This window comes from Salmonella sp. 741265055_HSA (assembly GCF_046569525.1).
Lineage (GTDB): Bacteria > Pseudomonadota > Gammaproteobacteria > Enterobacterales > Enterobacteriaceae > Salmonella > Salmonella enterica.
This window is the reverse complement of record NZ_JBKFSQ010000060.1, coordinates 1-13,549: the sequence shown is the minus strand read 5'-3', so window position 1 is coordinate 13,549 and position 13,549 is coordinate 1. Positions and strand designations below refer to the sequence as shown.

Genomic DNA, 13,549 nt, shown 5'->3' with positions numbered 1-13,549 from the left:
AACCGCCGACCCCCTCCTTGTAAGGGAGGTGCTCTCCCAGCTGAGCTAATCACCCCCGCTGTGTGGAGTCGCATTATAGGGAGAGTTGAAAATGAGTCAACGCATTTTCTAAAGTTTTTGTTTGTTCGTCGTAAAATTAAACAAAACGATCGTGAATTACCCCGCACTGCATGATTTCTATACGGAAATAGCAAAGCGCAGCGTTCTGACCGGATCAACATTGAGGAATCAAGCCACAGTGATAGAATACAAGGCTATTCATCTTTCCAGGATTTGCCGGTTGTCGGCATCTTTATAAACGTAAGGCCATTTCATGAAAATCAAAACTCGCTTCGCGCCTAGCCCGACAGGTTATCTGCACGTCGGCGGCGCGCGTACTGCTCTTTATTCCTGGCTTTTCGCACGTCACCACGGCGGTGAATTCGTGCTGCGTATTGAAGACACCGATCTTGAGCGTTCCACGCCGGAAGCCATTGAAGCCATCATGGATGGTATGAACTGGCTGAACCTGGAATGGGACGAAGGCCCATATTTCCAGACCAAACGTTTTGATCGCTATAACGCGGTGATTGACGAGATGCTGGAGGCGGGAACAGCCTATAAATGCTACTGCTCTAAAGAACGTCTGGACCAGCTGCGTGAAGATCAGATGGCGAAAGGCGAGAAGCCGCGTTATGACGGGCGTTGCCGTCACAGTCACGAACATCATGCCGACGATGAGCCATGCGTGGTGCGCTTTGCCAACCCGCAGGACGGTTCCGTTATTTTTGACGATCAGATCCGTGGCCCGATCGAATTCAGCAATCAGGAGCTGGACGATCTGATCATTCGTCGTACCGACGGTTCGCCGACCTACAACTTCTGTGTGGTGGTTGACGACTGGGATATGGAAATTACCCATGTGATTCGTGGCGAAGACCATATCAACAATACTCCGCGCCAGATTAACATTCTGAAAGCGTTAAACGCGCCGGTGCCGATGTACGCGCATGTGTCGATGATTAACGGCGACGACGGTAAAAAGCTGTCTAAACGTCACGGTGCGGTGAGCGTGATGCAGTATCGCGATGACGGTTATCTGCCGGAAGCGTTGCTGAACTATCTGGTGCGTCTGGGCTGGTCCAGCGGCGATCAGGAAATCTTCACCCGCGAAGAGATGATTAAACTGTTCTCCCTCGGTGCGGTGAGCAAGTCTGCGAGCGCGTTCAACACTGATAAACTGCTGTGGCTGAACCACCACTATATCAATACGCTGGCGCCGGAATATGTGGCGACGCATTTGCAGTGGCATATCGAGCAGGAAAATATCGACACCCGTAACGGCCCGCAGCTTGCTGAACTGGTGAAGTTGCTGGGCGAGCGCTGCAAGACTCTGAAAGAGATGGCGCAGAGCTGCCGCTACTTCTATGAAGACTTCAGCGAGTTTGACGCCGATGCGGCGAAAAAACACCTCCGCCCGGTGGCGCGTCAGCCGCTGGAAGTGGTACGCGACAAGCTGTCGGCGATTACGGACTGGTCAGCAGAAAACGTCCACCACGCGATTCAGACCACCGCGGATGAGCTGGAAGTGGGGATGGGTAAAGTGGGGATGCCGCTGCGTGTGGCTGTGACCGGTGCCGGGCAGTCACCTGCGCTGGATGTCACCGTACATGCGATTGGCAAAACTCGCAGCATTGAGCGCATCAACAAAGCGCTGGGCTTTATCGCCGAGCGTGAAAGCCAGCAGTAACGCCAGCCGAAACAGAATAAACGGCAGGGCAGACGCCTGCCGTTTATTATTTGTTAGTCCGCCTCATTGATACCTAAACGCGTCAGAAATCCGCGAATACCTTCCCGTGATAAAAACAGCGCCAGTTTTTCCTGTTCCTGAGCAGACATATTTTCTACGGCATCAATAATTTGTCGATAAGCGTGACTGTGCGCCGCGTTCGCATATTCTGCGAAAGCCTCTTCCGCCTGATAAAACGCAGGCAGTTTGCGAAAAGCCGGAATATTGAGAATGAACTCCCGCACGCTGGCATCAATATGGATGAGTCTTGCGCGTCCGCCTTTGACGCCGGGAAATTTTTCGGTTTTCCAGTGTTGTTCTCTGATCCAGCGATTGACGGTTTGTCTGGCCACGCCGAGGCATTCAGCCAGCTCTTCAGTGGTCATTTTACTGCGTAATCTTTTCATATTATTTGCTATCGCGTATCCCTAAGCGTTGTAACAAACCAGTAATCCCTTCACGCACGAGGAGAGAGGTAAACTGTTTCTGCTCGGATGAGGTCATCTCTTTGGCGAGCGTCATGAGCAGCGCTTCAAGCGATGCGTTGCTGGCAGGCGTAAATGTGTCTGCGTGATGGTCAACTGAACGTTCAGCGCTGCGGATATATTCACGAACCTGTTCGTTTACATGAACCAGACGGGCTTTACCGCCCTGGACGCCAGGTTTGGGCGATGTTGCCCAGCCTTCTTTCCGTACCCATTTATTGATGGTTTGTCGGCTGTAACCGGTGAGATTAGCGAGTTCTTCTGGCGTCATCCGTTCCTTGAACATAACGATTCCCTGAATAGTCGTGGGGTTAATTAGTGGTTCATTTTATAGCACCATTTTAGTCGAAACCGTGACGTGTTTAACTACTGAATGCGAGTTGTGCCGCAATGTCCTTTATTTGAATGCTTTTTCAGCGATTGAATTCGGCAAGTTCATTTTGCCGTTGACACATGCCGAGGGAATTCATATGATGCCGCCCGTCAACTCGACAAGCTTTACGTAGTGGGGCTATAGCTCAGCTGGGAGAGCGCTTGCATGGCATGCAAGAGGTCAGCGGTTCGATCCCGCTTAGCTCCACCAAATTTACTCCCGATAAATTTGGCGTATACGTAAAAGCACTATGGGGCTATAGCTCAGCTGGGAGAGCGCTTGCATGGCATGCAAGAGGTCAGCGGTTCGATCCCGCTTAGCTCCACCAACATTCAAACCCTCGCTGAAAAGCGGGGGTTTTTGCTTTTTGTCACAAAATTCATGGCGTCTGATCTGCTCTTCAGGTGCGTTTGTTTGCCGCTGCTTTGCGGTCAATATGAGCTTTTGTTAGATTGCTTCATAATGCGAATATACTTATTATTCATGCGCCTTATATAATGATGTGAGCATTAAAGCAATGCTGGATAAGTGTAACGTATTAAAAAATATAAAAATATTTTTACTGGCTTTCTGCCTGACTGTTCCGGCTGTTCTGCTATCCCGTCTCATTTCTCCCCGCGCCACAATTGATTCCAGCTACATCTTTCTGGCCTGGCTACCGCTCTGCGTCATGTTTTCCGTGCTGTTTTTATTTGGCCGCCGTGGCGTCGCGCCGATGGTAGGCGGAATGATGTTGACTAATGAATGGAATTTTCATTTACCTCTGCCGCAGGCGATGGTACTGCTATTTTGCCAGACGTTTCCCGTGTTACTGGTTTGCGCTATCGTACGCTGGCAGTTGGGCGCGCGCTGGCGCTACGGAATACCCAACAAAGGCATCTGGCTACGCGTTTTCTGGTTAGGGTTAATGACGCCGTTTGGCATAAAAATCAGTATGCATCTGGCGGGGCGCTACCTGGCTTTCCCGGTGACCATCTCTACCTTCTTTGGCACCGGCACCGCTATTTTCTCGATTGTTGATTTATTGAGTCTGATTTCTGCCGCGCTTATTTTTACCCTCTTTTTCTATTATCCGCTGCGGATGATCGTCAGCCCGCACTATATTCGTATTTTCTGGCGGAGGGATGTCGCTCCTTATCTCGCCAAAGAAAAACGCCTGTTTACGCTTCTCTGGTTTGCCACTCTGGCGACGCTATTAGCGGTGCTGTGTACGCCTTTCGAGACACAGTATATTGCTGGCTATCTGGTGCCAGTCCTGTTCATTGGATTTACCCTCGGCGTGGGGAAAATCAGTTATCCGCTGTTGAATTTTAGTTGGGCGCTCACTGCGCTATTCCTGCTTAGCTATAATCGCAATTTTCTGCAGGGCGTGGGCTCAGAATATTCGCTGGCATTTATCCTTTCAGTTCTCATTTCTTTTAGTATTTGTTTGTTGTACATGGCGCGGATTAACCAACGTAGCGAATGGTTGAATCGACAATGGCACTCGCAGGCGTTGACCGATCCGTTGACGCAACTGCCTAACCTGCGTGCGCTGGAACAGTTTCTTTTACAGGATGCCGGGCAAAGCGTGTGTTATTTACGCATGGAAAACCTGGAATTTCTGAGCCGTCATTACGGTATGCAGATGCGCGTGCATTGCGAACGCGAGGTGTTTCGCATGTTGCAGCCGCTGCTGCTGGAAAAGGAGAAAATTTTCCATCTGCCGGGCAGTGAATTATTGCTGGTACTGACGGGACCGGAGACGGAAGCCCGCCTGCAATATATGCTCAATGTGCTTAATAACCGCAAAATTTACTGGAACAATACCGGTCTGGACATGGAATATGGCGCATCGTGGGGAACATTCGATGGTCGCCAGGAAACCTTGCAACCGCTGTTGGGGCAATTAAGCTGGCTGGCGGAGCAATCCTGCTCGCACCGTCGGGTGCTTGCACTGACCCAGAGTATTGAAGCCGCTTCCGGGCAGACGACGGAACGGGTGCTGCGGTTGCAGAAAATCCGTCAGGCGCTGGAGCGCGGCGCGCTTGTTTTGTATGCGCAACCCATTCGCGACGCGCAGGGAAAAGGGTATGACGAGATTCTGACGCGGCTTCGGTGCGACGACGGTATCATGATGCCCAATCAGTTCATTCCGCTTATCGCCCAGTTTAACCTGAGCGTACGGTTTGATATGCAGGTGATGGAAGCGCTGCTGCAATGGCTGTCCGCGCATCCTTCAGCGGAGCTGGGGGCGCGTTTCTCGGTTAATTTGATGCCGCTGACGCTGCTGCAAAAAGAGACGGCGTCGCGCATTATGCAGCTTTTTAAACGCTATGGCGTCCCGCCCGCTTCGGTCATCATCGAAATTACTGAAGAACAGGCCTTCTCTCATTCCGAAATCAGTATGCACAATATCAACCAGTTGCGTAAGTTTGGCCTAAAAATCGCCATTGATGATTTCGGTACCGGTTATGCAAACTATGAACGGCTAAAACGCCTTAAGGCGGACATCATTAAAATCGACGGTTGTTTCGTAAAAGATATTCTGACGGACTCCCTGGATGCGATGATCGTGAAATCCATCACTGATTTAGCGAAAGCGAAATCGTTGAGCGTCGTGGCTGAGTTTGTTGAAACGCCTGCGCAGCGCGATCTGCTATTGCAGCTTGGCGTACATAGTTTGCAGGGATATCTGATTGGCCGCCCGCGCCCGTTAGGCAAATAAGCGGCGTAAAAAAACCGGGGATAGCTCCCCGGTTTCTACATTAAACGCAGACTTACAGTACCAGCGCCGCGATAGAGGCGGACAGTACGCTCACCAGCGTAGAACCGTAAACCAGTTTCAGACCAAAACGGGAAACCACGTTGCCTTGCTCTTCGTTCAGGCCTTTAATCGCGCCCGCAATAATACCGATGGAAGAGAAGTTCGCGAAGGACACCAGGAAGACGGAGATAATGCCTTCAGCGCGTGGAGAGAGGGTAGAGGCGATTTTCTGCAGATCCATCATCGCCACGAATTCGTTGGAAACCAGTTTGGTCGCCATGATACTTCCTACCTGCAGCGCTTCACTGGACGGTACGCCCATTACCCATGCGACCGGGTAGAAGATGTAACCCAGAATGCCCTGGAAGGAGATGCTGTAACCGAACCAACCGGTAACCGTTGCGAACAGCGCGTTCAGCGCCGCGATCAGCGCGATGAAGCCGATCAGCATCGCCGCGACGATAATCGCCACTTTAAAACCTGCCAGAATGTACTCGCCCAGCATTTCGAAGAAACTTTGGCCTTCATGCAGGTTCGACATCTGAATATTTTCTTCGCTGGCATCAACGGTATAGGGGTTGATCAGCGACAGTACGATAAAGGTGCTGAACATGTTCAGAACCAGCGCTGCGACCACATATTTAGGGTCCAGCATGGTCATATACGCGCCCACAATAGACATAGAAACGGTCGACATCGCCGTTGCAGCCATGGTGTACATGCGGTTACGGGACATTTTGCCGAGGATATCTTTATAAGCGATAAAGTTCTCAGACTGGCCGAGGATCAGCGAGCTGACGGCGTTAAAAGATTCCAGTTTGCCCATACCGTTTACTTTGGACAGCAGGAAACCAATAGCGCGGATGACCACTGGCAGAACACGGATATGCTGGAGAATACCGATCAACGCGGAAATAAAGACAATCGGGCACAATACTTTCAGGAAGAAGAACGCCAAACCTTGATCGTTCATACTGCCGAAGACGAAGTTTGTCCCTTCGTTGGCAAATCCGAGCAGTTTTTCAAACATCTCGGAGAAACCTTTTACGAAGCCAAGGCCAACATCAGAGTTCAGGAAGAACCAGGCCAGTAGCACTTCAATAACAAGCAATTGAATAACATAACGAATGCGGATTTTTTTACGGTCACTGCTAACCAGCAGTGCGAGTACCGCAACAACGGCAAGCGCCAGGACAAAATGAAGGACGCGGTCCATATTTGCTCCAAATATGAGGCAGGTTTAATTTTCGTGCACATTCTATGCAACAGCCGTAAAGAAAACGAGATCCAACACACACTATAATAAGGACCTGTGACGAGATTCAAAATTAGTGATCTGTAATACACTTTTACTGTACTGAATATGAAAATGAAAAGTTATATCAGTGTGCTAATCTTGTAATGTTAAGCCAAACTGTTCTGATACAGGTCGTCATCGTATCGGTCTATCGTTTCACACTATCACAGTAATCATCCGCACCCATTGAAATGCACTTGATAATCATTATCAACAAACATAGCATGAAACATAGCAAAGGCTATGTTTTTGAGGCAAAAGATGACTGACAATCGCGTAGAGAATAGCAGCGGACGGGCGGCGCGCAAGCTAAGGCTCGCATTAATGGGACCTGCGTTCATTGCCGCGATTGGTTACATCGATCCCGGTAACTTCGCGACCAATATTCAGGCCGGCGCCAGCTTTGGCTACCAGCTACTCTGGGTGGTGGTCTGGGCGAACCTGATGGCGATGCTGATTCAAATCCTCTCGGCAAAACTCGGAATCGCCACGGGCAAGAACCTGGCGGAGCAAATTCGCGACCATTATCCGCGCCCGGTAGTCTGGTTTTACTGGGTACAGGCGGAAATCATCGCGATGGCCACCGATTTAGCTGAATTTATCGGCGCGGCAATAGGTTTTAAGCTGATCCTGGGCGTCTCTTTATTACAGGGCGCGGTATTGACCGGTATCGCGACATTTCTGATTTTAATGTTACAACGCCGCGGTCAAAAACCGCTTGAAAAAGTCATCGGCGGTTTACTGCTTTTTGTCGCCGCTGCCTACATTGTGGAGCTGTTCTTCTCTCAGCCTGATATGGCCCAGCTCGGCAAAGGAATGGTTATCCCGGCGCTACCGAACACGGAAGCCGTATTCTTAGCCGCCGGCGTGCTTGGCGCGACGATTATGCCGCACGTGATTTATCTGCACTCGTCATTAACACAGCATCTGCACGGCGGAACGCGGCAACAACGGTACTCAGCGACGAAATGGGATGTCGCTATTGCCATGACGATTGCCGGTTTTGTCAATCTGGCAATGATGGCGACCGCCGCGGCGGCGTTTCATTTTAGCGGTCACACCGGCATCGCCGACCTCGATCAGGCATACCTGACGCTGGAACCGTTACTAAGCCATGCGGCGGCAACGGTGTTTGGTCTTAGTCTGGTAGCGGCAGGGCTTTCCTCCACTGTGGTAGGGACTCTGGCGGGGCAGGTGGTGATGCAAGGGTTTGTCCGTTTTCACATTCCGCTGTGGGTACGGCGCACCATTACCATGCTGCCCTCATTTATTGTGATTTTGATGGGGCTGGACCCTACCCGAATTCTGGTGATGAGTCAGGTGCTGCTGAGTTTTGGTATTGCGCTGGCGCTGGTGCCGCTCCTGATTTTCACCAGTAACGCTACGCTAATGGGCGAGCTGGTGAACACGCGGTGGGTAAAACAGATTGGCTGGATAATTGTCGTGCTGGTCGTCGCCCTGAATATCTGGTTACTGGTTGGAACGGTGATGAGGTTGTCATAAAGACAGAAAGATAGCAGGCCCGATGCGTGGGCGTCATCGGGCTGTTATTCAGCAGGAGGCTTAGTGATGATGTTTGTGACCCCGGCCTCGCCCGCGATGATCGTCGCGATCGCGCCAGCCTTCCCGATAACCGCGTTCATACGCTTTACGCTTATCCCAGCCGCGATGATAGCCGTTGTCATGGCGCCACCAGCGATTTTTACGCCATTCATAGTTACTGTGCCAGTAATCCCGGTCGCGCCAGCGACCACCGTCCCAGTAGTTACCGTAATCATCGCGATCGCCAATCTGTAATTTTATTGAGGGCAACAGGGTGATTTCGCCCGCATTCGCGGCAAGCGGTGTAAAAGCCAGCAAGGCTGCCGCCAGAATCAGTGACCTGAACATACTTTCTCTCCTTCACGATCGAGCCGTCGCCGGCCTGTTAATGCAATATTACAAAGCAGTAAAGATTTGTTTCATCGCCTTAACTCTTAAATCATGAAGGAGAGCATTTTTTGCTAAAACCGCCCCTCCAGAATAGCGTCAATTTCTGCACATTCCGCCGCCGAAAAACGGCGATTGGCCAGCATTCCTACGGCATCTTCGATTTGCGACGGTTTGCTGGCGCCAATCAGTACCGAGGTAACGTTATCGTTACGCAGCACCCAGGCGAGCGCCATCTGAGACAATTTTTGGCCCCGTCGCGCAGCCAGTTCATTCAACCGGCGAACTTTTTCCAGTTTGTCGGCGGTAATCTGTTCTGGTTTAAGGAAACGGCTTCCGCTCGCCGCGCGGGAATCTTCCGGAATGCCATTCAAATAACGGTCAGTGAGCTGCCCGCCCGCCAGCGGCGAGAAGGCAATACTACCGACGCCTTTTTCCTGCAACAGCGCCAGCAGCCCGTCCTCTACCCAACGCTCAAAAAGCGAATATTTAGGCTGATGAATCAGGCAAGGTGTGCCGAGATCCTCCAGAATATCGATAGCTTGTCTGGCCAGATCGGCAGGATAGTTAGAGATCCCCACGTACAACGCTTTGCCCTGGCGCACAAGGTGATCTAACGCTTTCATCGTCTCTTTAAGCGGCGTTTCGGGATCGGGACGATGGTGATAAAAGATATCGACATACTCCAGCCCCATACGTTTCAGGCTTTCATCCCCACCGTGCTGGACAGCCATCGCCATTCCTTAATACTCAACATAATGTCAACGTCAGAAGGAAAGCTGTCATGCAAAACCCCTATACCGTGGCCGACTATTTGCTGGACAGACTGGCAGGATGCGGCATTGGCCATCTTTTTGGCGTACCGGGCGATTATAACTTGCAGTTTCTTGACCATGTGATTGACCACCCGACCCTGCGTTGGGTGGGATGCGCCAATGAGCTGAACGCCGCTTATGCCGCGGACGGTTATGCGCGCATGTCGGGCGCTGGAGCGCTACTTACCACCTTTGGCGTGGGAGAACTTAGCGCTATTAACGGTATCGCGGGCAGTTACGCGGAATATGTCCCGGTCTTGCATATCGTCGGCGCGCCCTGTAGCGCTGCGCAGCAGCGTGGCGAATTGATGCACCATACCCTCGGTGACGGCGATTTTCGTCATTTTTATCGCATGAGTCAGGCGATATCTGTTGCCAGCGCAATATTGGATGAACAGAACGCCTGTTTCGAGATTGACCGTGTATTGGGTGAAATGCTTGCCGCACGCAGGCCAGGATACATCATGTTGCCCGCCGACGTGGCGAAAAAAACGGCCATCCCGCCTACGCAGGCGCTGACGTTGCCCGCATATGAAACGCAAAGCGGCGTGGAGACGGCTTTTCGTTACCACGCCCGTCAGTGCCTGATGAACAGTCGGCGCATTGCGCTATTGGCCGACTTTCTTGCCGGGCGTTTTGGTTTACGACCACTGTTGCAGCGCTGGATGGCGGAAACGCCCATCGCTCATGCGACACTACTGATGGGGAAGGGGCTTTTTGATGAACAGCACCCGAACTTCGTTGGCACCTATAGCGCTGGCGCCAGCAGCAAAGAAGTGCGTCAGGCCATAGAGGACGCCGATAGGGTTATCTGCGTCGGCACCCGTTTTGTCGATACCCTTACGGCCGGATTTACCCAACAATTGCCGGCGGAACGCACGCTGGAGATTCAGCCTTACGCGTCGCGCATCGGCGAAACCTGGTTCAACCTCCCGATGGCGCAGGCGGTGTCTACGCTGCGCGAACTGTGCCTTGAATGCGCTTTTGCGCCGCCGCCGACGCGTTCCGCCGGACAGCCAGTGCGGATTGATAAGGGAGAACTGACCCAGGAAAGTTTCTGGCAAACTTTACAGCAGTATCTCAAACCCGGCGATATTATCCTTGTCGACCAGGGGACCGCAGCTTTTGGCGCTGCCGCGCTGTCGCTTCCTGACGGCGCGGAGGTTGTGGTACAGCCGCTGTGGGGATCTATCGGCTATTCCTTGCCCGCCGCGTTTGGCGCGCAAACCGCCTGCCCCGATCGGCGGGTGATTCTGATTATTGGCGATGGCGCGGCGCAGCTCACGATTCAGGAGATGGGCTCGATGTTACGTGACGGGCAGGCGCCGGTTATCCTGCTGCTCAACAATGACGGCTATACCGTAGAGCGCGCCATTCACGGCGCGGCCCAGCGGTATAACGACATCGCGAGCTGGAACTGGACGCAGATACCACCGGCGCTAAACGCGGCGCAACAGGCGGAGTGCTGGCGGGTGACGCAGGCTACCCAACTGGCGGAGGTCCTCGAACGGCTGGCGCGCCCACAACGTCTGTCATTTATTGAAGTGATGTTGCCAAAAGCCGATCTGCCGGAATTACTGCGTACCGTGACCCGGGCGCTGGAAGCCCGCAACGGGGGATAATGGCCCCCGCTGCGCCGGATTAGGGTTCGTGACGGTTGGCGGCCAGCAACGGTTTTCCCGCCAGCAATAGCCAGGCGGGGAGCATCACAATGCAGAGCAGCGGCAGCAGATTGGTATCCGGTACGACGACTGCCGCCATAAACAGACTGAGCCAGCCGTCGCGCGTCACTACCAGCACTAAGCCAAGAATCGCGCAGGAGACGGTAATCGCCGCGGGTACGGCCTCAACATGGGCATGGAGCATGAGCCCCAGCGCCGCGCCGATAAACACAGCCGGAAAAATGCGCCCGCCGCGAAAGCCGCTCGCCGCCGCAATGACCAGCGCGGCGAGTTTGACGACGGCTAAGGTAAAATAATCTCCCGCGCCCAACGTCTGGCTAAACGCCATTTGTTGCATTTCGTCCAGGCCTTTAAAGAGGGTAAGCGGCCCGCCAATGACGCCCAGAATACCCAGTATAAAACCGCCAATGCCGAGAATCAGGACCGGATTTTTCAGGCGGTGCAGCAACTCATGCAGACGCGGAAGGCACCAGACGGCGACCATCCCTGCGGCAATGGCGATCGCCGCGACGATCGCTCCGCTGGCAATGTCCACCAGCCGCATCTGCGTGTAATGGGCGATGGGTAACGAAAAATGCGGATGAAAGAACAGGCTGGTGGTGAGTGACCCCGCCGCTGCCGCCATTAACGGCGCAAACAGGCGATCCCACATGGGAATATCGTTAGAGCCGCTAAGCGTTTGCGAAAAAATCAGCGCCGCGGCGACGGGCGTGCCGAACAGCGCGCCGATGGTGCCCGCAGAGGCCAGAATCGTCCAGTCTAACGCCGTGATACGCGGAAACAGGCGGGAGCCGAAAGCCGCCGCCAGCGCGATATTTATTGTCATTATCGGATGCTCTGGCCCCAAACTTACCCCACCAGCAAGGCCGATGATTAAGGCGAGAAGCAGCCCGGGCAGCGCAGATGGCGAGACCGGCATACTGATTAACGGTTCGATGGCCGGATCGGGGCCAGCGTGCCCAGGACTGTAACGGATAATCAAACCCACCACGATCCCGGTTAGCGTGAGCATACCCACTATCCAGAACGGCGAATCATAAGCGATGCCGATGCTGGTGGGCAGTCGTTGCCAAAGAAATTGCTGAAAAACCGACGCGACTTTCATCGAGGCGATTAAAACCAGGCTTGACGCTACGCCAATAATCAGTGCGGGGAGCGACAGCAGTAGCATCGTTCGGGCACGCGGGTGGAACATAATCTCTTCCTTACACGGGGTCGTATACCTATTTTGCACAGCCTGCCCGACGGCATTGCTGCAATTGGTGCTGAAACAAGAAAGTAATTCTGTGATGAAGATCTATATTTATAGGCAGTCAGCCTGATGGCCGTTGTTGTTATGCCCCCATGAATTTACAGTGTGACAAAGACTTATTTTGACTTTAGCGGAGCAGTAGAAGAATGACAAAGTATGCTTTAGTAGGCGATGTAGGCGGCACGAATGCGCGTCTTGCCCTGTGTGATATCGCCAGTGGAGAAATCTCGCAGGCCAAAACGTATTCCGGCCTGGATTATCCCAGTCTTGAGGCCGTGGTGCGCGTTTATCTCGATGAGCATAGCGTCAGCGTGGAGGATGGTTGTATCGCCATAGCCTGCCCGATTACCGGTGACTGGGTAGCGATGACTAACCATACCTGGGCTTTTTCTATTGCGGAAATGAAAAAAAATCTCGGCTTTAGCCATCTGGAAATCATCAACGATTTCACCGCCGTGTCGATGGCGATCCCGATGCTGAAAAAAGAGCATTTAATTCAGTTCGGCGGCGGCGAACCGGTAGACGGCAAACCTATTGCGGTGTATGGCGCGGGAACCGGCTTGGGCGTGGCGCATCTGGTGCATGTGGATAAGCGTTGGATTAGCCTTGCGGGCGAAGGCGGGCATGTCGATTTTGCGCCTAATAGCGAAGAAGAAGCTATGATTCTGGAAATATTGCGCGCCGAAATTGGCCATGTTTCCGCCGAGCGCGTGCTGTCTGGCCCGGGGCTGGTGAATCTTTACCGGGCGATTGTTAAGTCCGACAACCGTCTGCCAGAAAATCTGCGCCCGAAAGATATTACCGAACGCGCCCTGGCGGATAGCTGTATCGATTGTCGCCGCGCGTTGTCGCTCTTTTGCGTCATCATGGGGCGATTTGGCGGCGATCTGGCGTTAACCATGGGGACATTTGGCGGCGTTTATATCGCTGGCGGTATTGTCCCGCGCTTCCTGGAATTTTTTAAAGCGTCCGGCTTCCGTGGTGGCTTTGAAGATAAAGGCCGCTTTAAAGATTATGTACACGGTATTCCGGTCTATTTGATTGTCCATGATAATCCTGGCTTGTTAGGCTCCGGCGCGCATCTGCGCCAGACATTAGGCCATATTCTATAAGTCAGATGACGGCATAAACGCCTTATCCGGCCTATAAAAGTGTGTCATCTGTAGGCCTGATAAGCGCAGCGTCATCAGGCAATTAATCAT

At 52.8% G+C, this 13,549-nt stretch carries 10 protein-coding genes, 2 tRNA genes and 1 pseudogene; 7 read left to right on the top strand and 6 right to left on the bottom strand.

The window, feature by feature from the left end; genetic code table 11:
* Window positions 1–313: 313 nt before the first annotated feature.
* On the top strand, window positions 314–1,729 hold the full coding sequence (gene gltX, locus ACLD4K_RS21185) for a glutamate--tRNA ligase (protein ID WP_411012457.1): 1,416 nt from the start codon (window positions 314–316) through the stop codon (window positions 1,727–1,729).
* Window positions 1,730–1,782: 53 nt separating this feature from the next.
* Here gltX and ACLD4K_RS21180 read toward each other — a convergent pair whose 3' ends face one another.
* Together ACLD4K_RS21180 and ACLD4K_RS21175 are read right to left on the bottom strand one after the other, a co-directional pair.
* Complete coding sequence (locus ACLD4K_RS21180; RefSeq protein ID WP_000826514.1) at window positions 1,783–2,175, bottom strand: MerR family transcriptional regulator; 393 nt, start codon at window positions 2,173–2,175, stop codon at window positions 1,783–1,785.
* A 1-nt stretch (window position 2,176) separates the two neighbouring features.
* Complete coding sequence (locus ACLD4K_RS21175; RefSeq protein WP_000472034.1) at window positions 2,177–2,539, bottom strand: MerR family transcriptional regulator; 363 nt, start codon at window positions 2,537–2,539, stop codon at window positions 2,177–2,179.
* A gap of 221 nt (window positions 2,540–2,760) precedes the next feature.
* Here ACLD4K_RS21175 and ACLD4K_RS21170 point away from each other — a divergent pair.
* From ACLD4K_RS21170 to ACLD4K_RS21160, 3 genes are all read left to right on the top strand, one after another.
* Window positions 2,761–2,836 (top strand) — tRNA-Ala (locus tag ACLD4K_RS21170).
* A 42-nt stretch (window positions 2,837–2,878) separates the two neighbouring features.
* A tRNA-Ala gene (locus ACLD4K_RS21165) sits at window positions 2,879–2,954 on the top strand.
* A 189-nt stretch (window positions 2,955–3,143) separates the two neighbouring features.
* Entirely contained in the window at window positions 3,144–5,333 is a 2,190-nt protein-coding gene (locus ACLD4K_RS21160) for an MASE1 domain-containing protein (RefSeq protein WP_411012458.1), read from the top strand.
* Between the two features lie 52 nt (window positions 5,334–5,385).
* Here ACLD4K_RS21160 and nupC read toward each other — a convergent pair whose 3' ends face one another.
* The gene (nupC, locus tag ACLD4K_RS21155) at window positions 5,386–6,588 is read right to left on the bottom strand and encodes a nucleoside permease NupC (protein ID WP_000376343.1); all 1,203 of its coding nucleotides are present in this window, start codon (window positions 6,586–6,588) and stop codon (window positions 5,386–5,388) included.
* Window positions 6,589–6,930: 342 nt separating this feature from the next.
* On the opposite strand from nupC, the gene ACLD4K_RS21150 reads away from it, so the two are divergent.
* On the top strand, window positions 6,931–8,172 hold the full coding sequence (locus ACLD4K_RS21150) for an Mn(2+) uptake NRAMP transporter MntH (RefSeq protein WP_411012456.1): 1,242 nt from the start codon (window positions 6,931–6,933) through the stop codon (window positions 8,170–8,172).
* 60 nt (window positions 8,173–8,232) lie between these two features.
* Here the strand turns inward: ACLD4K_RS21150 and ypeC are convergent, their stop codons facing one another.
* On the bottom strand, window positions 8,233–8,559 hold the full coding sequence (gene ypeC, locus ACLD4K_RS21145; RefSeq protein ID WP_076726960.1) for a DUF2502 domain-containing protein YpeC: 327 nt from the start codon (window positions 8,557–8,559) through the stop codon (window positions 8,233–8,235).
* A 113-nt stretch (window positions 8,560–8,672) separates the two neighbouring features.
* Window positions 8,673–9,311 (bottom strand): annotated as a pseudogene (locus ACLD4K_RS21140) (aldo/keto reductase); the annotation flags it as partial.
* 71 nt (window positions 9,312–9,382) lie between these two features.
* Between ACLD4K_RS21140 and ACLD4K_RS21135 the strand changes: the two are divergent.
* On the top strand, window positions 9,383–11,035 hold the full coding sequence (locus ACLD4K_RS21135; protein ID WP_411012455.1) for an alpha-keto acid decarboxylase family protein: 1,653 nt from the start codon (window positions 9,383–9,385) through the stop codon (window positions 11,033–11,035).
* A 19-nt stretch (window positions 11,036–11,054) separates the two neighbouring features.
* Here the strand turns inward: ACLD4K_RS21135 and ACLD4K_RS21130 are convergent, their stop codons facing one another.
* Window positions 11,055–12,290 carry an ion channel protein gene (locus ACLD4K_RS21130; protein ID WP_023216157.1) on the bottom strand — a complete coding sequence of 412 codons (1,236 nt, stop codon included), beginning with the start codon at window positions 12,288–12,290 and terminating at the stop codon, window positions 11,055–11,057.
* A gap of 203 nt (window positions 12,291–12,493) precedes the next feature.
* On the opposite strand from ACLD4K_RS21130, the gene glk reads away from it, so the two are divergent.
* Window positions 12,494–13,459, top strand: coding sequence for a glucokinase (gene glk, locus ACLD4K_RS21125; RefSeq protein ID WP_023231214.1), 966 nt, complete (start codon window positions 12,494–12,496; stop codon window positions 13,457–13,459).
* Window positions 13,460–13,549: the final 90 nt, after the last annotated feature.

Bases quoted from the DNA above. Each gene is read 5' to 3' on its own strand.
- gltX (WP_411012457.1), top strand. From the start codon at position 314: ATGAAAATCAAAACTCGCTTCGCGCCTAGCCCGACAGGTTATCTGCAC.
- ACLD4K_RS21180 (WP_000826514.1), bottom strand. From the start codon at position 2,175: ATGAAAAGATTACGCAGTAAAATGACCACTGAAGAGCTGGCTGAATGC.
- ACLD4K_RS21175 (WP_000472034.1), bottom strand. From the start codon at position 2,539: ATGTTCAAGGAACGGATGACGCCAGAAGAACTCGCTAATCTCACCGGT.
- ACLD4K_RS21160 (WP_411012458.1), top strand. From the start codon at position 3,144: ATGCTGGATAAGTGTAACGTATTAAAAAATATAAAAATATTTTTACTG.
- nupC (WP_000376343.1), bottom strand. From the start codon at position 6,588: ATGGACCGCGTCCTTCATTTTGTCCTGGCGCTTGCCGTTGTTGCGGTA.
- ACLD4K_RS21150 (WP_411012456.1), top strand. From the start codon at position 6,931: ATGACTGACAATCGCGTAGAGAATAGCAGCGGACGGGCGGCGCGCAAG.
- ypeC (WP_076726960.1), bottom strand. From the start codon at position 8,559: ATGTTCAGGTCACTGATTCTGGCGGCAGCCTTGCTGGCTTTTACACCG.
- ACLD4K_RS21135 (WP_411012455.1), top strand. From the start codon at position 9,383: ATGCAAAACCCCTATACCGTGGCCGACTATTTGCTGGACAGACTGGCA.
- ACLD4K_RS21130 (WP_023216157.1), bottom strand. From the start codon at position 12,290: ATGTTCCACCCGCGTGCCCGAACGATGCTACTGCTGTCGCTCCCCGCA.
- glk (WP_023231214.1), top strand. From the start codon at position 12,494: ATGACAAAGTATGCTTTAGTAGGCGATGTAGGCGGCACGAATGCGCGT.